Consider the following 24,888-nt stretch of genomic DNA (forward strand, 5'->3'; position numbering starts at 1 on the left):
CGGAAATCGGTGATCAGGCGGGTTCGCCGTTGAGCCAGGTCTTCAGAATGTTGGCCACGGCCACCGGATTCTCCTTGGCGAGCACGCGCGCCTCTTCCAGACGCAATTGCTCCGGTGTCGCGGGCAGGGCCTCGTCTTTCTTGCCACCGGGCCCGGGCAGTGCCGGGCGCTCCAGCGCTTCGGCCTCCAGGGCGTCCACCTGGCCGCCTGCCGCTGCAGCAACAGCGCCGTCGGCCTTGGTGGCCTTGGCGGATTTCGCGGGGCTCGGCGACTTGAGGGCGGGGCGCACCAGCCCCAGCAGCACGAGGGCAGCAAACACCACGGCGCCCACCGGCCATGCCAGGGTCTTGACCAGATCCACCGTCTCGGGCTGCTTCCAGACCGGGACATCGCTCACGGCGGCTGCCGTCACCTGGAACGGCGTGTTCATGAGGTTCACAGAGTCCCCACGCTCGCGGTTGAAGCCGATCGTCTCGCGCACCAGTGCGGTCATCTGTTCGATTTGCTGTGGTGTGAGCGCCTTGGGAACCAGCTTGCCCTTTTCCTCCGTGGACTGGTAGTTGACCACCACGGCGGCGCTCAAGCGCTTGACGGCGCCTGTGCTGCCCCGGGTCACACGCACGGTCTTGTCCACTTCGTAATTGGTGGTGGACTCGCGCTTGCTGTTCTCCTCCTCGGTGCTCCCCTGGGTGCCGCCGGCATTGGGAGCGGGATTGGCGCCGTTGATGGGCGCGGCAGAGGGCGCCGGGGGCTGGTTGGCCACAGCGCCCGGCACGCCGGTGGCGGTTTTGTTGGCACTGCCACGGCTTTCCAGCACCTGCTGGCTGCGGATGGCGCCGGCATCCGGTGTCTGGTTGGGGCGGAACTGCTCGGAAGTGGAGTCGGTCTTCGTAAAGTCCACCTCGGCCGTCACCTGTGCCTTGACGTTGTCCCGGCCCACGACGGGCTCCAGGATTTCCATGATCCGGCGGGTGTACTGCTGCTCGATCTGCTGCACATACAAAAGCTGCTGCGCGTTGACCTCGGCGCCCGAAGCGCTGTCGGGCGCCTGGGACAGCAGCTTGCCCGTGTCGTCCAGCACGCTCACCGCCGAAGGTGCCAGTTCCGGCACGCTGGATGCAACGAGGTGCACGATGCCCGCCAGCTGGGCGCGATCGAGAATGCGGCCGGGGTGCAGGCTCACCAGCACCGACGCCGAGGGCTTTTGCTGCTCGCGGAAGAAACCGTTCTGATTGGGCAGTGCCAAATGCACCCGCGCCCCCTGCACGGAGGACAGCGCCTGGATGGAACGGGTCAGCTCGCCCTCCAGCCCGCGTTGAAAGTTCAGCCGCTCCTGGAACTGCGTCATGCCGAACTTGCTGTTCTCCATCAGCTCGAAACCGGTGACCGAGCCCTTGGGCAGGCCCTGAGTCGCCAGGCGCAGACGCACGTCGTGCACCCGGTCGGAAGGGATCAGGATCGCCCCGCCACCATCGGCATATTTATAGGGCACGTTCATCTGCGACAGCTGCCCCACAATGGCGCCGCCATCCTTGTCGCTCAGGTTGGCGAACAGAACCCGATAGTCGGACTGTCGGCCCATCACGACGGCCGCGATGGCCACGGCCACCAGCAGCGCCACGCCGACGCCCAGACGCATGCGCCGTGCGCGGTCCAGGGACGACAGCCGCTGCAGCCAGCCTGGGCCGGCGGGGGGGATGGGGGCAACAGGAATTTCAGCAACTGCAGACATCGTGCTTTCCAGAAAGGACGGGCCTGGCGACAGACCAAAGCGTGGGGTCGATTATTCGGTCACGCTTGCAAAATGTTCGCTGGATAAGCCGCGCGTTTGACCATCATTTCGCCGTGATGGACCCGGGCGGGCTGGCTAGGATACGCAGCATACCCCCATTCCCCGACGGACACAGCCATGGACCTCCGCATCTCAAGCGCAACCGCCCCCCTGCAGGGCGCCGGCTTGGCGCGCCGCGCGATGGCGGCACCCCAAAACGACGCCAGCGAAGTGGGATTTTCGAGCGCGCTCAAGGGCGCCCTGCAGTCTGTGAGCGCCGCCCAGAATCGCTCTTCGGACCTGCAAAAGGAAGTTCAGATGGAGAACCCCGCTGTGAGCCTGGAAGAAACCATGGTGGCCATGCAAAAGGCCCAGATCGGTTTTCAGGCGACGCTGCATGTGCGCAACCGCATGGTGCAGGCATACACCGACATCATGAACATGCAGGTGTGACAGCTGTCACGCTTCAAGTTTGATAGCGCTTGGCGCTTGCCATCAAAAGAAATCCAAGCAATATTGCACTACAGGCGAATGCCAGCAAGCGCTGCCAGCTATTAATTTTGAAGCACCAACAACAAAGCCCCGCATTGCGGGGCTTTGTTGTTTCTTCGGGTTGGTGCGGCACTGCCGCGAGCCACCACACTCTCCGCCGAAGGCCTCAATGCATCATCTGCGGCTGGCCGTCAAACATATGCTCGAACTGGGTCAACCACGGCTCTGCCAGGCAACGGATCTGGGCGTCATTGCGCAGGATGCGCTGCATGATGCGAGTTTTCTCGCGACGGTGTTCGGGCAGCAGCTCCTGCTCTTGCGACTTGTACCGCAGCTGCTCGATGAGCACGGCACAAGCCCCCTCGTAGCGCACCACGCCATCCCAGTCCTTCAGGCGCGCAGCCTCCAGCATCTTTGCGCTGCTGTCTTCAATGGCCTTGTAGAAATCTATCAATTGGCTCTCCATGACAATCACCCCCCCACCTTGGCAGAAGGACCAGAGCCGCCTGCGTTCGCCGAACCACCGATCGCTGCCCAGCTCTGGGCGACGGGCTCGATCAGCGCCACGACCTCCTCCAGCGGTGCCACGTCATTGCGCAAATTGGCGAGAGTCAGGCGGGTCACGCAATATTCATAGAGCGCCCGCAAGTTGACGGCGATCTCGCCGCCCTGCGCGGGATTGAGCGCCCCTTTGAGGCCCTCTTCGAGAATCCGCACCGATTTGCCGATGAGACGCCCCTTCGCATCCATCTCGCCGCGCTGCATGGCGCCTCGGGCCTCGTTGAGCGACTGAAGCAGGCCGTCGAAGAGCATTTGTATGAGCTGATGGGGATTGGCACCATCAACACCAGATTGCACGCCCACCTGGCGGTAGGCATTGGCTGCACGGGAACTGACGGGGGTGTACATGGCCTTCATTCCTTCTGACTACTTACCTTTTGTTTTCGGCAGTAGCGGCACAAACTCAAGCGGAATTCCAACGAAATTTCATTCACTCCCGGGGCATCAGCCACTCGACTTGTTCCATGATGCGACCTGCTGGCTGATATAGCTGCTGAGCGACGTCAATGATGCCATCTTCGTGTCCAGCGCCGTGTATTGCGCCCGAAGCCGCTTCTCCACCAGCGCTGCGCGGTCATTGACCTTGTCCTGCTCTGCGGTGTTGCGTTTGGCGGCAGCGCTGAGCGCGTCTGCTTTGTTGTTCATCAAGCCATCGAGCGCCAGCAACCCGGATGTAAAGCTCTTGAACTGCACGGCGAGGCCACCGCCCTCTCCCGCCGTGGCCGGATTGGCAAACAGCGCCTTGAGAGACGCGGGGTCCTTGAGAGCGGCGTCGAGCTTGGTGTTGTCCACCGCCAGCTTGCCGCCGCGTTCCATGGCGATTCCGGCATCCGCGAGACGCTGCAAAGCCCCCGTGCCGCCGGCCGAACCCATGGTCAGCATGCGCAAGGCACCCTGCAGCCCCACAGCCGTGCTGTCCCCCTGCAGAACACCCGCCACCTTGGTCTCCGCGTCGTAGCTCGTGGAAGTGCTGAGCAGATCGTTCACGGCGTTATAGGCCGCAACGAAGTCCTGGATGTTCTTCTTCATGGCGGCGGTGTCGGGCGCCACCCGCATGTTGACCTCGTCCGCAGTGACCTTCGACACGGTAATGCTCAGCCCGGGAATGGTCTCTGCAAACGTGTTGGTTGGCGATGAAATATCGATGCCGTTGAGCTTGGCCTGGGCGTTCTGGCCGTACTGCACGGTGTTGCCCGCCATTCCGGCGCCCGGTGCATTCTGGGGGTCAAAGCTCAGTGCCGACAAGCCGGGCGAGCCGGGGTCTTCGGCCACCTGAATTCGAAATCCCGACTCTTCGCCAGTTTTGGACGAGCGAACGAGGAGCCGCTCGCCCGTGGCGTCACGCATGACGGTTGCGGTCACCCCGCCGTTGGCGTCGTTGATCTTCGCTGCAATCGTGGTCAGAGAATCCGTGGCGCCCACGGTGATGGCCAGGGGCGAATCCGTGCCCGGCGTGAACTGCGGTGGCGGCGTGGTGTGAAGCCACGAGCCCAGCTGTATGGTCAGCGTTCCGCCCCCCACTGCCGTGTCCTTGGGAACGGCCGTCGAAGCAACCGACTGTGCCCGCGCCAGCTGCTGCACGCTGATCCCCATGGTAGTGGCGCTGGCGATTCCAGTGACAGTCGCTGATACCGCCTCACTGTTGGACGATGTGATCGCCATCCCGTTCCAGGAGCCATCGCGCGTGAGCTTGGCGGCAGCGTCGCCAAGGGTCGACATGAGCGATTTGATCTGCGAATAGGTAGAGACGCGCGTCTGAATGGACGAGGCCTGGGTCTGCAACTGCGCAAGCGGGCGCTTTTCCAGTGCGACCATTTGCGAAACGATGCTGTTGACGTCCAGCCCGCTGCCGATACCGATCGATGAAATGGCCATATCGCTCTCCTTGGCGCGCCCAGAAACTGGGCATTGCAAAAACTACACGATTCTTGCAAAAACCGGCTCCGTGTAAAAGCCGGAAAAGCGGCGAGGGGAGCCACCCCATCGCCGCTTTGACAGGCCCGCAGCTCGCCGGGCCTGGACTTCCTGCTCCGATTACCGCAGCAGCGACAGCACTTGCTGGGGCAGCTGATTGCTCTGCGCCACCATGGCCACACCGGCTTGCTGCAGGATCTGGGTGCGAGACAGGTTCGCAGTTTCCTTCGCGAAGTCAGCGTCCACGATACGGCCACGGGAGGCTGACAGGTTTTCAGCCTGGATATCGATGTTGTTCACCGAGTTCTCGAACCGGCTTTGCAGCGCGCCGAGGTCGGCACGTGCGGAGTTCACCTGGTCGATCGCATTGTCGATCTTCTTCAGTGCCACCCACGCGTCCTTCTGAGTGTCCACCTTGAGCGTTTGAATTCCCTTGATGTCGTCACCCGTCGCTGCAGCCAAGTTGGTCGTACCGTCAAACGCGGTACTGGCAGCGGTAAAGCCCGTCATCGTCACCGTTTCAGGCGTTACGCCGTCGGCCTGGAGCTTGGACGACATGAATTCCAGCTTGTACGTACCATCATCGTTTTTCGACATGAAGGCCGTAACACCCGTGTCCGCAGACTTGTTGTTGATGGCCGAAACCACGTCACCCAGCCGCTGGACGCCGGAGCTGGCTGCACGGATCGCGCCCAGGTCGATGGCCGAACCAGAACCCACTTGAATGGTCAACGTGCCAGCATCAATCTTGGTGGCGAAGCTGGTCACGGTCGCGTCACTGGCATTCACCGAAGCGACGGAACCCGTGGAATAGTTGATGCTGGCCAGACCGCTAGCACGCGAATCCGTCAAGGCGCCCACGGTGATGTTGTCGCCAGCGTTGGCGCCCACCTGGAACAAGGCACCTGCGAACGAACCATCGAGAATCTTGGTGCCGTTGAAGCTGGTCTGCTTGGCCACACGGTCGATTTCGTCGGTGAGCTGCTTGACTTCAGCCTGCAGGGCTTCACGGTCGCTCTTGCTGTTGGTGGCATTGCTGGCCTGCACAGCCAGTTCGCGCATGCGCTGGAGCATGTCACCCACCTTGCCCAGCGCGCCTTCGGCGGTTTGCGCCAGCGAGATGCCGTCATTGGCATTGCGGGCCGCCACACCCAGGCCACGCACCTGGGTATTCATGCGCTCTGCAATCGCCAGGCCGGCAGCGTCATCCTTGGCGCTGTTCACGCGCAGACCCGACGACAGGCGTTGCATGGAGGTAGCCAGCGAGCCGGCCGAGAGCCCCAGATTGCGCTGCGCATTCATCGAGGGAAGGTTGGTATTGATGGTAGAGGCCATTTGAAATGCTCCTTGGTAACTAAATTCCGGCTAAACCGCCGATCAGAACGCCGGCCAATGCCAGCAGCCAAGACCGGGGCGGCAGTAACGTGAACCCATCCATCGCTTGCCGGTCAACAAATTCGCTCGAACCTGTTGGTTGGGTTATCGGGCGGCCCTGCGGGAAACTTGAGCACATGTAACAAAAATATTTGCATTTCCCTGTGCGCGCCTCAGCAACGGGGCACCCGGAACACCGATTTGGGGGGCATTCCACCTTTTTTTCCACCCTCTATGCCATGGGGGCTTGTAGAAGAATTCCATCAACGCTAGGGCTACCAACTGCGGGTGGTGTCCTTGGTCACGGCAGCAATGCCCTAGCTTTTTGAAGGAGTTCCGCAATGGCCTCAACCATCAACACCAACATTGCCTCGATCAATGCCCAGCGCAACCTGGGGCTCTCGGCCAGTTCCCTGGCCACCTCCATGCAACGCCTTTCTTCGGGGCTGCGCGTGAACAGCGCCAAGGACGACGCGGCCGGTCTGGCCATCGCCGAGCGCATGAACACGCAGATCAAGGGGCTGACGGTGGCTGCGCGCAACGCCAACGACGGCATTTCGCTGGCGCAAACCGCCGAAGGCGCGCTGGGCAAGGTGGGTGACATGCTCCAGCGCATGCGCGAACTGGCGGTGCAGGCCAGCAACGCGACCAACAGCAAGGCCGACCGCGAAGCCCTGCAGGCGGAGGTCAAGCAGCTGTCGGACGAAATCGACCGCGTTGCGAAACAAACCACTTTCAACGGGCAAAAAATTCTGGACGGCTCGTTTGTGGGTGCCGTCTTCCAGGTCGGCGCCAACTCGGGGGACAACGTCACATTGGGCGCCCTGGCCGACACCCGGGGTTCAGGCCTGGCGAACATCAGCTATTCCACCAGTTCGGTGCCATCCATAGACACCGCCAATACGACGATCACGGGCTATGCCACCGCCGTGCCTGCCGGCACGCTCACCATCCAGGTCGGCGCCAGTGCTTCGGCCGTCGATCTGGGATCGATCAAGGGTGCTTTGTCGGGCGTGGAGCGTCTCGGCCAGGTGATCTCGGCAATCAATGCCAAGTCCGCGGACACCGGGGTCACCGCGTATCTGACCAAAAACGACGATGGCACCTATGCCATGGAGCTGATGTCCGCAAAGATCGGGGCCGATGGCGTCACCCCCGAACCGGTGACGATGACCGGCTTTGACGTAGCAACAACAGGCTTTGACGGGTCGGCCATCACCTTTACAGACGCAGCGGGGACCGAGAAGACCGGTATCGACAACGTGACGGTGGCGACCCAGCGCGACGCGTGGGTGGCACTCAAGAAGATTGACAGCGCCATCGACCAGGTGAACTCTGCCCGCGCCGACCTGGGCGCCCTTCAGAGTCGATTCGAGAGCGCTGTGGCCAACATCGACATTCAGGTGGAAAACCTGGCAGCCTCCCGGGGCCGTATCGTCGATGCCGACTTTGCCAAGGAAACCGCAAACCTCTCGCGCACGCAGATCCTGCAGCAAGCGGGCACTGCGATGGTGGCGCAGGCAAACCAGTTGCCGCAGCAGGTACTGCAGCTGCTGCAAGGCTAAAAGCGCACAGCCCCGCGCAAATCGAACCGAATTCGCCAAAGCGGGTGTGGCTTGGTCCGGCAACTCCAAGCGCTCTGCGGGGTGCCGGCGCGCTCCGGTGAACTGAAGAGGCGAAGGCCGCTTCTTTGCCGGCAGGAAAGGCACTCACTGATCGCCGAATTCACAGGCACGCTGGACTAGACTCCTGGCTCGCCCCGGCATGGGGATTCAGAATTTTTGCCCCGGGGAGCCTCTTGCATGAACAGAAGCCCAACGCTGCTTTTGAGGGCGCACTATCAACGCCTTGAAGAACAGTATCTATTGCAGCTGTTTGCCTCGGACCTGAGCGGCAAGAGCGTTCTGGATGTTGGCTGTGGCGAGGGCAAATACATGCGCCTGCTGGGTGGCAGGTGCTCCAGAATCGTGGGCATCGATGCCAATCGAGACCAGGTAGATGGGTTGCAACGCGAGGGATTCGAGGCGTTTCTGCCCGAAAGCCTTCCGCGCCAGCGCTACGACGTCATTCTGATGTCCCATGTGATCGAGCACATGTCGGCGCCTGACCTCGTAGCGTTCATGGATCGCTATCTCCCCCTCCTGGCAGACGATGGCAAGCTGATCGTGCTCACCCCCCTGCCCGGCCTTCGCTTCTGGCACGACTACACCCATGTCCGCCCCTACACGCCGCAGAGTCTGGGCATGATGTTCGGCATTCTTGGTGCGCCAGCGGCGTTCAGGCCAAAGGTTCGGATGCAACTGCAGGAGATCCGGTTCTTTCGCGACAGTTGGCGAATCCGCCATAGCCGCCACTACTACCCCAGCACCCTGCGACAAGACCATGCGCCCGGCGCGCGGTGGAACAGCAAACTGATTTCCGCGGCCAATACCGCGTTGGCCGGCCTGCATGTCGTTTCAGCGGGCAGGCTCGGGCCTCTCGCAAGCTGGGCAGGGGTGTACCGCATTGCGGCGGCTGAACCGGAAGCCCAGTCATGACGCCCCATTCGAAAACACGGGTGCTCGTTTTCCCGGGGGAAGCGGAAAACGCCTTCGAGCTCTTCCAGGCGCTGCGCTACTCCACCCGTTTCGAAGTGTGGGGAGCGTCCAGCCGGCCTGGCTACGGAAGCTGGTTGTTCCCGCGCTATCGCGACGACCTGCCCAATATTGACGAAGAGAACTTCCTGACGGAATTCAACCTCTTCGTGCAAACCCACCAGATTTCCCTGGTGTTCGCCACGCACGATCAGGTCGCGCTGTTTCTGGCGGAACAAGGCAGTGCATTGAAAGCCACGTTGGTGGGTTCCGGCGTCGAGTGCGCACGGCTATGCCGTGACAAGAGTCTGTTGTATGCCACGCTCGCAGAGGAAGCCTTTTGCCCACGCACCTATACGCACCCGCAGGCAGTGGAACAGTGGCCGGTGTTCATCAAGCCGAGCCGGGGCCAGGGTGGCGTAGGAGGCGCACGTGCAAACGACCTTCAGACACTGTTGCACCTGTGGTCTCAAACATCCGAGCCGGTCATCAGCGAATACCTGCCCGGCGAAGAGTTCACGATCGACTGCTTTTCCGACCGCCACGGGCGTCTCCTGTTTGCTGGCCCTCGGTCCCGTGATGTCGTCAAAATGGGGATTGCGTTCGAGTCACACACGGTGGCACTCGATGCTGCAACGCAGCATATCGCTGAGATCCTCAACGCAAAGCTCAAGCCCCGGGGCCTCTGGTTCTTCCAGACCAAGCGCAGCGACACCGGCGCGCTGAAGCTGCTGGAAGTATCGTGCCGCGCTGCCGGGACCATGGGCGTATACCGGCAGCAAGGCGTCAACCTGCCGCTGCTTGCAGCGTATGACGCCTTGGGCCTGGATGTTCGTGTGATGAAGAACGAGTTTCCGGTCGCGTTGCGCCGCCGGCTGCTCAGCAGCTACAAAATCGAGCACAGCTTTCACACCGTGTATGTCGACTATGACGATACCGTCATCGTGGATGGCGAGGTGAACGCCGCGCTGATGCAGTTTCTTTACACCTGCCGCAACCGGAAGAAGAAACTGGTGCTGATCAGCCGCCATGCGGGGGACCTCAAGGCCCATATGCGCGCGTTCAGGGTGTTTCCGGAGCTTTTCGATCAGATTCACCACATTGCAGATACCGAGAAAAAGTCGGACTACGTGACCGAATCCAGTGCAATCCTGATCGACAACCTATTCGTCGAGCGGGAAGAAGTCCTTGCTCGCACGCGAATCCCCGTGTTTGACGTCGATGCCGTAGAAGGACTGCTTTGAGTTCCGATGCACGCCCCACCATGAGCACCGAAACACCGCTGGTCAGCATCTTCATGCTCACCTACAACCACGCGCCGTACATCGAACAGGCGATGCACAGCTGCCTCGCGCAGCAGACTTCGTTTCCCTTCGAGCTGGTCGTGTGCGACGACGCTTCGACCGACGGCACCGCTGAAATTGTGGAACGATGGTCGCGCGAACATGCCAACCTCGTTCTTCTGAGGCAGCCGGTGAACGGGCGTGGCCTCAACAACTGCATGGACGGGCTTCGCTACGTTCGCAGCAAGTACATCGCATTCTGTGAAGGCGACGACTACTGGAAAACGCCCCATAAGCTCGAAAAGCAGGTGAGCTTCCTGGAAGACCACCCGGATTTTTCCGTTTGCTGCCACCGCGTGGAAATGCAGTTCGACAACCGGCCGGGCGACGAGAAGAAGCAGTACATCTACAAGGACTGCTCAGCCGACGACGAGCGGATCCGGCAAGGCATCTTTCACGCCGACGAGGCCATCGCCAACTACTACTTTCAAACGAGTTCCTTCGTGTTCCGCTGGCGGTTCCGAGAAGGTCTTCCACCCTGGTTCCGCAAGTGGATGCTCTACGACCATGCACTGATGATGCTGCATGCGGTGGAGGGCAAGATCAAGTATTTCGACGACGCGATGAGCGTGTGGCGGCGTAACGAAAGCGGCTATTCATGGCTGCAGAACGTGGACAAAGGCGTTTTCTTCCAGAAGGAAGGCGACGGCTGGATTCGCTTCTATGAGGAAATGGATACCTTCTTCGCGGGCCGGTTTCACCTGCAGATCAGAGAACGTGTTCTGCTTGCCTTGCGCGGCATGATCACCAACTGCTTGGAAACCGGAGACCTTGACCAAGCGCGCAAGATCATCGCGGACCATCAGCAATGGTTCTTGAAGCTCGTCAAAGACAATGCGCCGCTGCTGGACGCAGTCAGGCTGGCCATGCCGGAGCAAGTGGACCGCGTGCCTCCGTGGACAGGCAGACCAGGTCAGGACGGTGAGACAGCCCCGGCGCCATCCATGGGCGGCTTCAAAGAGTTTGAACTGCAGAGCATTCCGCCGACGCCCGACAGCGTCTGGCACCACTGGACCGCCGATCAGGAGTTTGCTTGCTTCGCCACCCCGCTGGCAGCGCTTCTGGCATGGGTCTACCACCGCCGTGTTCGGCGGCTGTGGCTGCCGGCAATCATTTCGCAAACTCTGCGGGACGAGCTGCAGAACCTGTGGTTTCCCCACCAGTTCTATCCCGTAGGCAGCGACTTCACGCCCTCTGCCGATTTCGTTGCGCATACGCTGCCGGGCGATGCGGTACTGACGGTTTCATGGATGGGGCGACCGCCCGCCTCTGCCCTGCGACAAGCGCTGCGCCAGCGCACAGATGTTCTCTGGATCGATGATCGCAGCGACGCACTCTGGCCTGGAACACCCCTGGAAGCCGATGCCACGCTTTACAGCCCCTCCGATGTGCTGGGCGTGCCAGACGGGGGAATTCTGGTCGGCGCCGGCGTCGGCACGCTGAAGCCCCGCTCCACCCAGGAAAACACGTTCGCGACCCAGCGCAGGGACCTCCTGCTGGAGCGCCTTGAACACCCGATCGTCAGCAGCGACCTCGTGGCGCGCGAAAAGGCAGTCCGGTTCGGCCATCCCTCGCCCGCAGGCGCGATGAGCCGCCTGTCCACGGAGATGCTGGCGCGCATACCGATGCCGCTGGTTGCAGCGCGGTGTCGAGCGAACTGGGCGGTGCTGCACGGCCTGTTGCGCCAGTGGGCGCTGTGGCCTCAGTCCTCAACGGTGGACTTCGCACCGTCCGCCTTTCCGCTGGTGCTGCCCGCATCGATTCCGCCCGTTTTTCTCCGAACGGCCCTGAACCGAAAAGGCGTCCTGTGCACGGTCCCCGCCCTCGCTTTGGACGACAAGTACGACCCCACGCTGGGACAAGAGACTGAACTTCTCAAACGATTGCTTCTTCTGCCCTGCGACCACCGGTACAGCGAGCAAGAAACGCATCGCGTCGCCCAGGAGGTTCTCGCCATCCTGCAAGGCGAATCCGATTTCGGCACGCCGGGTGCACGCCCTGCGCCTGTCTGAAGTCCTTCTCCCGGCTCACCCCTACCGCTCAGAACGCCCCCGCAAGGAAACCATCATGCGATTTTGCAACCGCCCCTACGATCATCTGCATCTCACACACGGCGGCAAAACCTACTGCTGCAGCTGGGCGTCCAAGCGCGAGATTGGCAACCTCTCGCGCCAGTCCGTGCAGGAAATTTGCGAAAGCCCCGACGCCCAGGCGTTGCGGGAATCCATCGAGAACCAGAGTTTTGAGTATTGCCTGAAGACCTCATGCCCCTTCCTCAGCAACGACACCCTGCCAGACCTGTCGCCCGAGGACTTTCGCAAGGAAGTTGAATCCCGCGCGGGCAAGCCGCCCACCAACTTCAACATTGCCTACGACTACACCTGCAACCACGCCTGCCCCAGCTGCCGCAACGGTCTGTTCAAGACAGACTCCAGCTATCGCGATCTGATGGGTGTCATGGAAGAAAAACTTCTTCCCTATCTCGGAAACGCGAAGTTCATGGAGGCCTGCGGGAACGGAGACGTGTTCTCCAGCAAGTACATGATGAGCATGCTGTCCAAGGTCAAACCTTCCGACAGGAACTGCGAGATCTCGCTGGAGACGAACGGAGTGCTCGTCAAGAGAAACTGGGACAAGGTTCAGCATCTGGAGGAATACCAGCTCACCGTCATCGTGACGCCCAACAGCTTCGAGCGGGCCACCTACACACAACTGAGCGGGGGTTTTGACAACCTGGATGTGACGCTCGAAAGCCTGGACTTTCTTTGCAGCCTCCGGCAGGCCAAGCGGCTCAAGAACCTCATCATCACGATGGTGGTACAGCCTGCGAACTTCCGGGAGGTTCCCTCATTCGTTCAAACCTGCCTGGACCGATTCAAGGCAGACAAGATTCAGCTACGGCCTCTGCTGCCCTGGTTCACGTTGTTCCACGATGTCAATTTCAGCCAGCAAGACCTTACCAACCCCAAGCACCCTGACCATGCGGAGTTTGTGAGCGTCATGAACCATCCTGTGTGCCAGCACCCGAAGGTCTTTCATTGGTCTGGAAAGACGTTCTCCCGATGAGGTTGCCCGTGCAGCGCGCACCGTGCCGGTCATTGCCCGCGGGCAGCGCCCTGCTCAAGGGCCTCGATGCGCTGGCGCAGCAGTCCGCCGCCCGACCGCTCGAAGCCTTCCATCCACAGGTTGCGCTGCCAGATCATGACTTTGGCGTAGTCCCAGTACTGGTTGAAAATTTCCCGCCCATGGTGGTGGGGCACCGGCGTCAGCGCTGCAACAGGGCGCGGCAGGGGGCGGCCGGGCGTGATGGACTGGCACCAGAATGCCGGCGCCAGGAAGGTCTGGAAATGCACCTGCTGGTAGCCCTCGCAATCGGCTGGCGCCCCTGGGGCCTCTGGGGTGCCAGGGACGTCCACAGGAACAAACGGGCGAAACAGCACATGGGCCGTCTTGCCGAACCAGGGTGCCTCCTGCAGCATGCCCGAGGAAATGCCCACCAGCTCCACATCGTCATGCGTGCTGAGAATCTGGTAGGCATTGAGGGGGCAGGGCGCGGCAGCCTGCCCCGTGATACGTTCAAGCTGCGCCCGCTCTTCCTCGGCAAACTCGGTCGCCAGAGGATGCCCTTTGTAGAGAAGACGGCGCCCCTGGCACAGCAAGCGCAGGCGGTCGGCAAAGTCACTGCAGCGCAGCGACCGCCCCTCCGGACCCAGCAGCGAAGCGTCCAGGGGTGTCTGGCCCACGAAAAGCAGGGCTCCGTTCAGGTCGTCGAAGTGGTAGCGCCCATAGTCCTGGAGTTCACGTTGGTGCATGCGCACATTCGCTGCCAGCATCGCCGCCTCCATGCGGATTTCCTCGGTGGCCACGGCGAATTCAGCGACCCGGCGGCCTATGTCGGCGTCCGAGCTGCGCACGCAGACATAGAAGTCGCGCCCGAAACGCAAGGGAGACAGGCGCAGATCCACGTAATGGATTCCACGGTCCCGGCAGGCATCTCTCAGCCATGGAGGGATTTCACACGTCAGCAGCAATGTGTCCGCAGAGATGAAGGTAAACAGGTAATCCACCGCACGCGAAGGGACCGCGTGGTACAGGGCGGCCCACAGCGCTTTCCGGGCTTCGGCGCTCTCGCCGTCCATGCCAGCCAGCCTGCGAAACTCGTCCGGATCGAAACCGCCATCGGTCCACGCCGAATTCCTTGTCCTGACCTCGGGCGAGTAACCGATGTCCACCCCGCAACCTTGCAGGATGGGCTCGCGGGCAAGGTCAAAACACGCCTCAGGAAAGGCCCGTGTGCCACGCAGAAGATCGGGCAGGCAAACGATCTTGTCGTATGGTTTCATTTAATAAACATGATGTGGACTGGCGATCGCGATCCGATTCTCAAACCAACCGGTAGTTTCCAAGCATTTTCCGGATCGCACCAATCTCGTTGAACATCATGACGTCAATAATCGACAAATGCGGCACAAAGGTTTCCCCAAACTGCAAGTAGTCCTTCGTATCCGAATGCAAAAACCGCAGTTCAATCCCATGCGATCGAAAGGCCTCACGGTCATAGAGCGTCTGCCCTCCTTCCGGGTTGACATAAACGTCGGCCTCCAACGTCTTGCAGATGGAAAGTATTTTTTCCTGGGCGCGAAGGGTGTTGTCCTTTGCGAGGAGCGAGGACACCACGATGCGAGTTTCAATCTCCAGCTCGGCAGCGATCTGCCCAAGGGCGTGGGTTGCAAACCGGGCGAGGTTTCTATCGGGAAAATCGCATATCCGCGTCAGCAGCGGCATCACCCGCGAAAAATGGGGTGCCCTGCGGTAGGCTTGTTCGACCGTCTTGAGAAATTTTCTGAAATCATCTGCAATCACGATCTCGTTGATCAGCCGGTTCTGGCTGGCTTGCGAAAGCGATATGCTGAAACGCCTTCGCTGCCCGCCCAACAAGATATTGTTTCTCGCAATCCATCCCCGCTGAATGAAATGGACGTCGTCGTAGACCACATACTCATCCACCATCCCCAGCAGCTGAAAATATCCCAAATAGGGAAAAAGATACGGCTGCATGATGGCGACTGTTTTAGTCATATTTCCGTGGTGCAACAAGCAAATTGTTCGGGATCGCTCATTGGCTTGAGCACGAGGACATGGGGACGGTCTGCGGAATATTCTGGCACGGGATTCCTCGGCCACACCGGCTTTCACCGCCCTGCACCGCACCGCCCCCCGCACGCGCAACACCCGAAAGCTACGAAAAAGATAGCGCCTCACGCTGGATCACATTGGACTTCCAAAAGAAAGCACCTGAAATGATTACATGGCAAGCGCTGGCCGCTCTCATTTTTGAAGCAACGGACGTCCGTACGGGGCCCGGCTGGGTGGACCGACGTCCGTCCCTTGCGAGCGCGAACCTGCGCAGCCCTGCCGCACGGTAAGACCATGGCCTCCTTGCCCATCATCTGCCTGCCCGATCTTCTTCAGCAGCCCCAGGCGCTGTGCCAGGGGTTTCTCGACCTGGTGCGCGAACCCATACGCCAGGGCTGCGGCGTGGAACTGCCCAGCGCCCATGCGGTTCAGTCCGGCTACGGGCTTGCCGCCGGCTTCGACCTCGCACGCTTTCGCGCGCTGGCCGATGTCGACAGCGCCAGTGCCCAGCACGGGGCGCAATCGGCAGCGTGCTTTCACCACCTCCCCGCAGCTGCCCTCGACGAGCTAGCGCAACATTGGCCGACGCGGGGCACGGTGCTGTCGTATGAGATGCCGCCATGGCTCAGACAGGTGAGCGAGCAGCGCGGAACGCCCTTTCTCGATGTGCGCCTGTCTCCGCTGCGCTTCGGCAGCGACCTTTACGTCGCCATGCGCAGCTCGGACGACACCCTGTCCGAGAGGATTGCCGCCCGCGCCGTGCCGCCCGATGAAGTCCGGCTCGAAGCCGCCACGCTTGCCGCCAACGTGCGGATGCACCGAACGCAGCTGGAAGTCGCAGGCCGACATGTGTTTCAGGATCTGGCGGGCAGCCTGGTTCTTGTGGGCCAGGCGCCCGGCGACACCTCGCTGCTGACTCCCGACGGTCAGCGACTGCGCTGGGCGAATTTCGCCGAACCCTTGCGCGCGCTGAGTGCCGGGCGGCGCGTGTTCTTCAAGAGCCACCCCATGGCCACCGGGATGACCGCGCTGGAATGCGCGGAACTGGCCCGCATCATCGGCCAGCCGGTGGAGCCCTGCCACCAGAGCGCCTACCAGCTGCTCAGCGCGCCTGAGGATTTCGAACTCGCGGGAATGTCTTCGGCACTGCTCCAGGAGGCTGTCTGGTTCGGCAAGAAGGCGCACATGCTGCACGCCCCCGCCGTTCCGCTGGCGCATGAGTCTGCGCCGTCTGCCGCAGCCTTCCATCAGCTGCACTTCAGGACAGTGCTCTCCCCCGCGTTCTGGCACCAGGTGCTGGCGCCGGAGCGCCCGGCGCCGAGCGTGGCGGCCCTGCCGGATCTGGCACACCACCATGCCAGGACAACGCTGGACCGCTGGGGGGATTACGCCAAGGTGGCCACCTGGGAGCGCAGCATCACCCGGGAGGCCTTCGAACGCGGCGGCGGGAGCCAGCTGCGCCAGCGGCTCGACACATGGCACAAGAAGCCGCAAGAGATCCACACCACACGGCCGGTGCTGCCGCTGCGGGCAGGCGTTGCTTCATCGATCGAGCCTTTGAGGCTGCACGTGGGCTGCGCAAGCACACGGCTGGAGGGCTACATCAACATCGATTGCCGCGCGACCGAAGCGACCGACCATGTGTGCCAAGCCGGCGACATCCAGATTGCAGCGCCCGGAACCGTCACAGAGATCTACTCGCGCCACATGCTGGAGCACCAGGACCCCCAGGAGGCGCGCGCGACCCTGCGCCACTGGCACGACCTGCTGGCGCCTGGGGGCGTGCTGCACCTCATCGTGCCGGATGTGGAGTTCCACGCGCGCCAGATTCTCGGACTCGCGACCAGCAGTTTCGAGAACCAGATGGATCACGCCTTCGCCAGCCTTTGGGGGTGGCGGGATGAAGCACGAGGAGGAAACCGGGAAGACGCCCACAGGTGGGGCTACACCGAGCGCAGCCTGAGCGAGACGCTGTTCGCGGCAGGGTTCACCACCGTGCGGCGCCGCACGTCCGGTGCCGACAGTGAGCCGTGGCACCTCAACATCCTGGCTTACAAGCCTTCTGCCGCACTATGACCACACCGACCAGCATCCCCGGAGGCTCCACGAATGCGCCCGCTGCAGTGGGTTCGCAGCGCTGGGCCAATCTCGTCCCAGAGCATCTGGTCGAGCAGCCGAGCCCAGAACGTGCGGCCGAGCTGTTCAAGCGCAGTGTCAGGCTCGTGGAGATCGAGGTGTTCTCGTACTGCAATCGCAAGTGCTGGTTCTGCCCCAACGCCACCCATGACCGCATCTCCGGCAACACCTTGATGCCGGCTGAAATGTACTCGTCCATCCTCGCGCAACTGGCGTCCATCGACTATGACGGCGGCATCACCTACAGCCGCTACAACGAGCCACTGGCGGACAAGGTCATCCTGGAGCGCATCGCGCAGGCCAGCCGCATGCTGCCGCGGGCGCAGCTGCACAGCAACACCAATGGCGACTACCTCAATCACGAGTATGTCGAACAGCTGTATGCCGCTGGATTGCGCAACCTGAACATCCAGATCTATCTGGGGAACAACGAGCGCTATGACCACGCCAAGATCAAGGCGGCGGGAGACAGGACGCTGCGGCGTGTGCAGCTTCCCCACACGCTGGTCAGCGACATTCCGGGCGAATGGTATGAGCACCGCCTGCACTACCAAGACATGGCGATCCGGCTGTATGGCCGCAACTTTGAAACCGGCGGCACCAGCCGCGCGGGCGAGGTGCCCATTCACCTGGGATACCGCCGCACCTCGCCTTGCCTCATCCCTTTCTGGGCCGTGTACATCGATCACGATGGCTCCACCGTACCGTGTTGCAACTTCCGCTCCGACATCCCGGCCCATGCGGAGTATGTGATCGGCAATCTGGCTAGGCAGCCTGACCTCTTCCTGCAGTACGCAAGCCGCTTCGCCGCAGACTTTCGCGCCAGCCTCATCCAGGAGGGCGTCAAGCAAGGCCTGTGCAGCAACTGCCACTTTGCCGAAGAGCGCCCCACGGCGGAGCAGGCCGTCCAGCTCGCCGGACTGCTCGCCACCAGGAGCCTTCGATGAGCATGGTCCAGCTCACCCCCGCGCTGCGCGAAGCTCTGCGCAAGCGCGGATTTTTCATGGACGGCAACTTCGCCGGTGCCGCGGTGTCGGCCGATCTGTGCATCGAAACGCCCTCCAGCACCAATGCCCTCCTCGGGCTGGACTACCCGCTGCGCATCGGAGCCTTCAGCCACCTCAACGGCGGCTTCATCCAGAACGCGACCATCGGCCGCTACTGCTCGTTCGCCCGGGACGTGCAGATAGGCCATGGCCGCCACCCGGTGGACTGGCTGTCCGTTTCTCCCCTTCAGTACAGCCAGGGTTACCGCGGCTGGCAGCATGCGGCAGGGCTGCCGCCGGTGCCCAGTACCAGCCCCTTCGAATGGGCAAGTCACACCACGGTGGGTTCAGACGTCTGGATTGGCAACGGCGTCTTCGTGCAGGATGGGGTGCATATCGGCCATGGGGCTATCGTGGGCGCTCGCAGCGTGGTGACGCGTGACGTCGCCCCCTATGCCATCGTGGCGGGAAACCCCGCACGGCTGATCAGAATGCGCTTCCCTCCAGACATCATCAAGCGGCTGCTTGCGGTCGAGTGGTGGCGCTACGCGCTCCCGGACTTTGGCGCTGTGGATTTCTCCAACATCCACGCCACGCTGGAAAAAATCGAAGCACGGGTTGCTGAAGGCTCGCTCCAGCCGTTCGCCCCTGCCACGATCGATGCGAACACACTTCGCTCGCCGCCCCCTGCGTCCCGCGTCCACGTGGCCGTTCATGCGGCGATGCAGGAAAAGATCCGCAGCCTCAAAGACAGCAAGCAGGGAGAGACGGCCTACATCCTCGGAAACGGGCCTTCGCTGAACGGGCTTGACGCCAAGGCGCTGTTGCACAAGGAGTCCTTCTGGTGCAACCGGGCCTGGGAGATCACCCGGAGGTATCCCGGCCTTCGCTTCACACCCAAATACTATTTCGTGGCCGACCCGCAGGCATTTGATCAATACCCCGACGAAATCATGGGGGTCCATGCCGATATCAAGTTCCTGCGCTCCGATGTCGAGCAGAAGGCCCGGGCGTCGCACCCAAAAATGCTGGACCGGCAGAACGTCATCACGTTCCCGCTCACGGAGTCGCCGTATATGGATGAAGGCTATTTTTCCCACGATCCTGCGCACGCTATCTTTCGGGGCTTCACCGTGGTGCTCAATGCGGTGCAGTTCGCGTTCTACATGGGCTACCGAAAGGTGCTGATCGGCGGAGTGGATCTGGATTACTCGCAGCCGTACTTCTTTGGCGAACGGTCTGCGGGAGACATGCCCGTGGACCGCGCCGCGGCGTCTTTCGGCATCGCCAGGCAGTTTTTCGAGCGGCACGGCCGGCTGTTGGCAAAAATCACCCCCTCTCCCAACCTTCCGCTCGAATACATCCGTCCCGAGAACACTTCTGCCGAGACTACCGATGATGAATGAAGCCCAACCCTTCTTGTGCGACGGCGTCGGCGTGTGCCGCATCGGCAACACGGACATCCGCTACCTGCTCAGCCACCAGGGCAAGAACGCCTGGCGCTTCGACACCCTGTACACCAAGGAGCCCGAAACACTGGAGTGGATCGACGGCTTTGCAGAGAACGCCACCCTGTGGGACATAGGCGCCAACATCGGGATGTATTCCATCTACGCGGCGTTACGCGGGGTGAACGTGATCGCCTTCGAGCCGCATTTTGGAAACTACTTCCAGCTCTGCGCCAACATCCACATGAACGGATTGCAGGACAAAATCAAGGCCTACTGTTTTGCGCTGTCAGAGCACATGGCGGCGGGCACCATCAACCTGTCCTCGGTCGGCATGGGCACCGCCATGAGCTCATTCAACTGCGATCTCGACTATCTCGGCAACCCCTACCGCCCGGTGTTCCGGCAGGGAATGATGGGCTGCAGCATCGACCAGGCCGTGGAGCTGTTTGGCATGCAGGTGCCAGAGCACATCAAGATTGATGTCGACGGGATCGAGCTCGACATCGTCAAAGGCGCCCGCAAGACCCTGGGCGATCCCCGCCTCAGGTCTGTGTCCGTTGAACTTGTCGAGCGGCTGCCCGCACAGGTGGACGGTGTGCACGAGATCATGCGTGATGGCGGCCTGGAATTCATGCACAAGAAGCAAAGCACCATCTACCCCTATCACCAGATCGAAGGTGTTCTCAACTATCTTTATCAGAGGCCGCTGTGACTGAAGCTCAGACCTATCAACTCGACGCCGCGCAAACGGTGAGCAGGCTGGTGGAGAAAATCCGGGCCGCCGACATAGACCCTGCACCCTCCGAGAATATCTACATGGAAGATTTGCTGGAGCCGCAGCTCTACGGCGAGATCCAGAAGCGGCTGCCGCCCAAGGAGGCCTACGAGATACTCAACCACGCGGATGCCAGGCTCCCCGACGGAAGGTACACGCGCCTCATGCTCGATCTCACCGAGGCGACGCTGGAGCGGCTGGAGGGGGCCGATCGCGTCTTCTGGACCGAGATGGCCCGGGTCTTCTCGTCCGATGCGTTGAAGGATGCGATCCTTGAAAAATTCCAAAACCGGATCCACGCGAGATTCGGCGAGGAGATGCCTGAAACGGAGGCGATTCCCATTTTCTACAAGGACTTCCCCGGCTATTTCATCCGCATCCACCAGGACCATCCGATCAAGGTTGCGACGCTGCAGATCTACCTGCCCCGGGACGATTCCCAGACCCATCTGGGAACCTGCTTCTACCGCAAGGACGGCGACGGTTTTGCCAGGCTCAAGCGCAACGCATTCAAGCCCAATTCCGGGTATGCCTTTGTCCGCACCGACGACAGCTGGCACGGAGTGGACCCGATGGGCCCCGACGAAAACGAGCGAAACTCCGTCGCCATCACGATCTACGTGAAGGGTTCGCAATACAAGAACACCCTTGGCTACCAGAAGGCTTAGAGCGGCTAACAGAACTCAGCGCAGCGGTTCTGGCCAGGCGCAGCGTCGCAGGCAGTACGGGTAGTACGACAAGACGCGGCAACGGCGCCAGAAGATTTTTGTTTGCCGCTCTTAGCCCGGCCGGGCCCTCCATCGACACATCCCATGCAACCACAAGCAGCAGGCACAAGCAACATGCGCAACACCCTGGCAGACGTCCCCCACTTTCAGCTCAGAACGGACGTGGTGAAGCTGCTCGCGCCCGGCTCCGTGGGGGTCGAGCTGGGGGTGGCGGAGGGCAGGTTTTCGGAAAGCCTTTTGCACACAGGACGCTTCGCCCATCTCTTCAGCATCGACATGTGGGCGGGCGACCGGAACCACGACACCGCACAATACAAGATGGCCCTGCGGCGCTTGCTGCCCTTCAAGGAGCAGAACACCACCTTGCGCATGACCTTTGACGAAGCGCTGGACCTGTTTCCGGACGCGTATTTCGACTTCATCTACGTTGATGGGTACGCGCACACGGGTGAAGAAGAAGGGCGGACATTCCGCCACTGGTGGCCCAAGCTCAAGCCGGGCGGCGTCATGGCCGGTGACGACTATTCGCCCCAATGGCCGCTGGTCATTCAGGCTGTTGACCGCTTTGCGGCAGATCTGCAGCTGGAGATCGCCATCCTGAATTTTCAGAAGACCGACGATCCGTGGTCGCGCTACCCCACCTGGGTGACGACAAAGCCCGAGGCCAACTGAGCATCCGCCGCGCGTTTCGCTTTGATGCCTTCTGCCGCGCAGACTCCTAGGCGAACTTGGCCAGCGCATGTGCAAGTGTTGTGCACACCCGCTGGCGCTGTTCGTGCGTGATGCCCAGAAAAAACGGCAGGCCCAGTAGCGTGGCAGCCAGGGCCTGCGCGTTCGGCGTGTCCAGAGGCGTGCAGCAATGCCGCAGCACGCCCATGTTCGTCAGCAGCGGCTGGTACCAGCGCCGCGTCATGATGCGCCCGCGGTGGCAGGCCTTTTCAAGCGCCGCGCGCGCCGCTTCGCTGGGCAGACGGGCGCACAGCAGGGTGGGCGCCATGAGCTCGCCCCCGTGGCCCTGCTGCTGCCATACCAGCGGTCCCGGGCTTGCCTGCGCAATATCTTGCATTAAATCTGCCCTCAGCGCTCTTCTGCATTGAGAATTATGCTCCCAATTTTGAAGCGAAATCAAACCGATTGCGGCATGGTATTCGCTCATCTTGGCGTTCGTCCCGACACCGGCCAGTGCGCCCAGAGGGACATCGGCCGCCGGGTCCAGATTGATGCCGAAATTGGACAGCTCGCGCACCCGCGCGGCCAGGCCAGGGCGCGTGGAGACGATGAGCCCTCCCTCGCCCGCGGGCAGGCTCTTGGTGGTGTGCAGGCTGAAAACCAGCGTGCCCTCGGCGCCGGCCAGCCACTGGCTGCCGTAGGCGGCTGCGGCGTCGATCACCACCGGCAGCCCGGTGTCATGCTCGAACTGCTGCCAGGCCGGCATGTGATGGGGCATGCCGAACGTCGCGACAGGCAACACGGCATCCACGCGGGCTACGGCGCAGGCAGCGCGAGCAATATCGGGCGTCAGCATCCACGAATGCGCATCCACGTCGGCCAGCACCGGCACATGGCCGGCGCGCAAGACCGCCGTTGCCGTTGCAACGAAGGTGAATGCGGGCACAAGCACCCGGGAGCCCGGGGGAAGATCCAGGGCCTGCAGGACCAGCTCCAGCCCCAAGGTGGCGTTGGTCACCGTGGTGACCTGACCGATGGGCAGTTGGAAGCCCTCGGCAAAGGCGCTTTCCAGCTCTTTGACCAGCGGGCCGAAGTTGGAATAGTGGCGCGCGGCGTGCATGCGCTCCAGCCACGGCAGCAGCGCCTGGGGCGAGGGCATGTCGGGCACCAGCAGCGGCACCCAATCCTGTGGGGGACAGGTTCGCGGGGACTTCATGCGGGTGCCTCGGCCAGGGCCAGCCAGTGGTCGACGTTGGAGCCGACGCTGCGGGCTTGGAGGTCACCGCGCAGCCAATTGAGCCACATGAGCCGGTACGCCCTCTCCAGCTCGGCGGTGCGCCCGGCGTAGTCCATGAAAAAGCTGTTGCGCATCAACTCGCGCGCGCCCAGGCGTTGTCGCTGCAGCCGCTGCGGGTCGTCCATCAGGCGCAGTGCGGCCTGCACATAGCTCTCTGCGTCCTGCGCAATCTCCCCCCCGCCCCCCAGCGCACGCAGGGTCAGCGCCGTCGATGCGTCCACGCTGCGCTCCGCGTCCATGGCCACGATGGAAAGCCCCATCCACAGCGCGTGCAGCGTCGTGGTGCCGCCGGAGATGGGCGAGGTGTCCAGCATCACGTCGGCGATGTGCCCTAGTTCCATGAACTGGTTGAGCGGCTGCTGGTGCAGGACGAAAACGCGGTCCAGCGGCATGCCGGCCGCCTCCACGCGCGGCTGCATGTTGGCCTGCGCAGCGTCGGCGGTGAACTCCTTGACCAGGATGACGAGCCGCGCATCGGGCCGCAGATGCAGAATGCGCGCCCACACTGCCAGCATGGCATCGGTGATCTTGGCTGAGCTGTTCAGCGAGATCAGTGTGGGATAGCCATTGCGGACCATGGGCTGCTCTTCGCTCAGCGGCGCATATTCGGGTGGCGCGTAGCTTGCCATCCCGCGCAGGCGGAACAGTGTTTCGCTGTAGTACTTTTCATGGCCTCGGGGGGCGCTGTCGAATCCGATCAGGCGGTAATCCATCGCCTTCATGCCCAAAGGCAGCATGAAACCCAGCCACGTCACTTGCACTGGAGCAGCGCGGCGTGCGAACACCAGCAGCCGGTGCCCTGACGTGTGACCCGACAGGTCCACCAGCACGTCGATGCCATCCGCGCGGATGCGCGCCAGCAACGCCTCATCGGACTCGTGCATCACGTCGTGCCAGTGGGGCACGCACTGCCGGATCAGTTCGGTGACGCCATCGGCGCGGCCGCTGGAGTACACATGCACCTCAACGGCGTCGGGATCATGATGGCGAAGGATCGGCAGCATGAAGAAGGCGACGGAATGCTCCCGGAAATCGGCCGTGACATAGCCCACCTTGAGGCGCTTTCGCGGACCACGGTCCTTCACGACCAGCGGTGCTGCTTTGCGCGTCAGAGGATCGGCAAAGCGCCTGCCCCAGTCCTGGTAGGCCTCCAGCGCTTTGATCGGGTCGCGGTGCGAATGGCTGTGGATGAAGGCGCGCATCGCCCAAAGGGCCGACTCGTTGCGTTTGCGGCACGCCGAATCGATCATGGTGCAGGCTTCTTCCTGCCGCCCCGTGCTGTACAGCGCAAGGGCCAGCAGGTGTTGCGCCTCCGGCAGCCCCGGGCGAATTTGCAAGGCGGTTTCCAGCGCTGGCACGGCCTGGCCCCAATTGGACATCTTGGCAAAAATGCGCCCCACCTGCACCCAGAGGTCCGCGCGCCGCGGTTCGATGGCCAAAGCCGCGGTAAGCCTTGTCATTGCGCCCACCAGATCCTGATCCCGCTCGCTCTGCTCCGCCTGGATCAGATTGACCAGCAGATCCACTTCTTCCCCCGACTCCAACGTGTTGCTTTTGTCAATCATGAATATGTGTCTGATTGGATCCTGTGTATAAACACTCAAAAGGCGCGCGAGGAGTGTCTGCTCACATGGTAGGCGCGGCAAGCTATCGACATCCCGATATAAAAGCCCCGTTTAATG

The 24,888-nt window shown here is 62.0% G+C and carries 21 protein-coding genes; 12 read left to right on the forward strand and 9 right to left on the reverse strand.

The genetic code is table 11. The features are described 5' to 3' along the window. Positions 1 to 13: 13 nt before the first annotated feature. Complete coding sequence (gene fliF, locus ACOQFS_RS12165; RefSeq protein ID WP_421563121.1) at positions 14 to 1,732, reverse strand: flagellar basal-body MS-ring/collar protein FliF; 1,719 nt, start codon at positions 1,730 to 1,732, stop codon at positions 14 to 16. Between the two features lie 177 nt (positions 1,733 to 1,909). Here fliF and fliE point away from each other — a divergent pair, with 177 nt between their 5' ends. Beyond that, on the forward strand, positions 1,910 to 2,224 hold the full coding sequence (gene fliE / locus ACOQFS_RS12170) for a flagellar hook-basal body complex protein FliE (protein WP_421563122.1): 315 nt from the start codon (positions 1,910 to 1,912) through the stop codon (positions 2,222 to 2,224). A 205-nt stretch (positions 2,225 to 2,429) separates the two neighbouring features. Here fliE and ACOQFS_RS12175 read toward each other — a convergent pair whose 3' ends face one another. The 4 genes from ACOQFS_RS12175 to ACOQFS_RS12190 form a co-directional block, all read right to left on the reverse strand. Then, positions 2,430 to 2,729 (reverse strand): flagellar protein FliT, encoded by a 300-nt coding sequence (locus ACOQFS_RS12175; RefSeq protein WP_409834115.1) that lies wholly within the window; start codon positions 2,727 to 2,729, stop codon positions 2,430 to 2,432. A gap of 5 nt (positions 2,730 to 2,734) precedes the next feature. Then, positions 2,735 to 3,172, reverse strand: a complete 438-nt coding sequence (fliS, locus tag ACOQFS_RS12180) for a flagellar export chaperone FliS (protein WP_421563123.1) — start codon at positions 3,170 to 3,172, stop codon at positions 2,735 to 2,737. A gap of 96 nt (positions 3,173 to 3,268) precedes the next feature. Then, positions 3,269 to 4,699, reverse strand: coding sequence for a flagellar filament capping protein FliD (gene fliD / locus ACOQFS_RS12185; RefSeq protein WP_421563124.1), 1,431 nt, complete (start codon positions 4,697 to 4,699; stop codon positions 3,269 to 3,271). 159 nt (positions 4,700 to 4,858) lie between these two features. After that, positions 4,859 to 6,073, reverse strand: a complete 1,215-nt coding sequence (locus ACOQFS_RS12190) for a flagellin (RefSeq protein ID WP_421563125.1) — start codon at positions 6,071 to 6,073, stop codon at positions 4,859 to 4,861. 380 nt (positions 6,074 to 6,453) lie between these two features. On the opposite strand from ACOQFS_RS12190, the gene ACOQFS_RS12195 reads away from it, so the two are divergent. From ACOQFS_RS12195 to ACOQFS_RS12215, 5 genes are all read left to right on the forward strand, one after another. Beyond that, entirely contained in the window at positions 6,454 to 7,677 is a 1,224-nt protein-coding gene (locus ACOQFS_RS12195; protein ID WP_421563126.1) for a flagellin, read from the forward strand. Positions 7,678 to 7,914: 237 nt separating this feature from the next. After that, positions 7,915 to 8,649, forward strand: coding sequence for a class I SAM-dependent methyltransferase (locus ACOQFS_RS12200; protein ID WP_421563127.1), 735 nt, complete (start codon positions 7,915 to 7,917; stop codon positions 8,647 to 8,649). After that, on the forward strand, positions 8,646 to 9,929 hold the full coding sequence (locus tag ACOQFS_RS12205) for an ATP-grasp domain-containing protein (RefSeq protein ID WP_421563128.1): 1,284 nt from the start codon (positions 8,646 to 8,648) through the stop codon (positions 9,927 to 9,929). The genes ACOQFS_RS12200 and ACOQFS_RS12205 overlap by 4 nt, the downstream gene beginning before the upstream one ends. A 20-nt stretch (positions 9,930 to 9,949) precedes the next feature. After that, positions 9,950 to 12,040, forward strand: a complete 2,091-nt coding sequence (locus ACOQFS_RS12210; RefSeq protein ID WP_421563129.1) for a glycosyltransferase family 2 protein — start codon at positions 9,950 to 9,952, stop codon at positions 12,038 to 12,040. Between the two features lie 55 nt (positions 12,041 to 12,095). Further along, entirely contained in the window at positions 12,096 to 13,094 is a 999-nt protein-coding gene (locus tag ACOQFS_RS12215; RefSeq protein ID WP_409834027.1) for a radical SAM/SPASM domain-containing protein, read from the forward strand. A gap of 29 nt (positions 13,095 to 13,123) precedes the next feature. On the opposite strand, the gene ACOQFS_RS12220 is transcribed toward ACOQFS_RS12215, so the two are convergent. Continuing rightward, positions 13,124 to 14,371, reverse strand: a complete 1,248-nt coding sequence (locus ACOQFS_RS12220; protein ID WP_421563130.1) for a hypothetical protein — start codon at positions 14,369 to 14,371, stop codon at positions 13,124 to 13,126. 40 nt (positions 14,372 to 14,411) lie between these two features. Next, positions 14,412 to 15,107 carry a WbqC family protein gene (locus ACOQFS_RS12225; protein WP_421563131.1) on the reverse strand — a complete coding sequence of 232 codons (696 nt, stop codon included), beginning with the start codon at positions 15,105 to 15,107 and terminating at the stop codon, positions 14,412 to 14,414. 351 nt (positions 15,108 to 15,458) lie between these two features. Here ACOQFS_RS12225 and ACOQFS_RS12230 point away from each other — a divergent pair, with 351 nt between their 5' ends. The 6 genes from ACOQFS_RS12230 (at position 15,459) to ACOQFS_RS12255 (ending at position 21,912) form a co-directional block, all read left to right on the forward strand. Beyond that, positions 15,459 to 17,240 carry a class I SAM-dependent methyltransferase gene (locus tag ACOQFS_RS12230; protein ID WP_421563132.1) on the forward strand — a complete coding sequence of 594 codons (1,782 nt, stop codon included), beginning with the start codon at positions 15,459 to 15,461 and terminating at the stop codon, positions 17,238 to 17,240. Beyond that, entirely contained in the window at positions 17,237 to 18,247 is a 1,011-nt protein-coding gene (locus ACOQFS_RS12235) for a radical SAM protein (RefSeq protein ID WP_421563133.1), read from the forward strand. The genes ACOQFS_RS12230 and ACOQFS_RS12235 overlap by 4 nt, the downstream gene beginning before the upstream one ends. After that, positions 18,244 to 19,692: a hypothetical protein gene (locus tag ACOQFS_RS12240; protein WP_421563134.1), complete on the forward strand. Its 1,449-nt coding sequence runs from the start codon at positions 18,244 to 18,246 to the stop codon at positions 19,690 to 19,692. Before ACOQFS_RS12235 ends, ACOQFS_RS12240 begins: the two co-directional genes overlap by 4 nt. Then, positions 19,685 to 20,449 carry an FkbM family methyltransferase gene (locus tag ACOQFS_RS12245; protein WP_421563135.1) on the forward strand — a complete coding sequence of 255 codons (765 nt, stop codon included), beginning with the start codon at positions 19,685 to 19,687 and terminating at the stop codon, positions 20,447 to 20,449. Before ACOQFS_RS12240 ends, ACOQFS_RS12245 begins: the two co-directional genes overlap by 8 nt. Next, positions 20,446 to 21,180: a hypothetical protein gene (locus tag ACOQFS_RS12250; RefSeq protein ID WP_421563136.1), complete on the forward strand. Its 735-nt coding sequence runs from the start codon at positions 20,446 to 20,448 to the stop codon at positions 21,178 to 21,180. Before ACOQFS_RS12245 ends, ACOQFS_RS12250 begins: the two co-directional genes overlap by 4 nt. 144 nt (positions 21,181 to 21,324) lie before the next feature. Beyond that, complete coding sequence (locus ACOQFS_RS12255; RefSeq protein WP_421563137.1) at positions 21,325 to 21,912, forward strand: class I SAM-dependent methyltransferase; 588 nt, start codon at positions 21,325 to 21,327, stop codon at positions 21,910 to 21,912. Between the two features lie 46 nt (positions 21,913 to 21,958). Here ACOQFS_RS12255 and ACOQFS_RS12260 read toward each other — a convergent pair whose 3' ends face one another. Together ACOQFS_RS12260 and ACOQFS_RS12265 are read right to left on the reverse strand one after the other, a co-directional pair. Further along, positions 21,959 to 23,125: a DegT/DnrJ/EryC1/StrS family aminotransferase gene (locus ACOQFS_RS12260; protein ID WP_421563138.1), complete on the reverse strand. Its 1,167-nt coding sequence runs from the start codon at positions 23,123 to 23,125 to the stop codon at positions 21,959 to 21,961. Continuing rightward, positions 23,122 to 24,771, reverse strand: coding sequence for a glycosyltransferase (locus ACOQFS_RS12265; RefSeq protein WP_421563139.1), 1,650 nt, complete (start codon positions 24,769 to 24,771; stop codon positions 23,122 to 23,124). The genes ACOQFS_RS12260 and ACOQFS_RS12265 overlap by 4 nt, the downstream gene beginning before the upstream one ends. Between the last annotated feature and the right edge of the window lie 117 nt (positions 24,772 to 24,888).

This window comes from Paracidovorax sp. MALMAid1276, assembly GCF_049198005.1.
Taxonomy (GTDB): Bacteria; Pseudomonadota; Gammaproteobacteria; order Burkholderiales; family Burkholderiaceae_C; genus Acidovorax.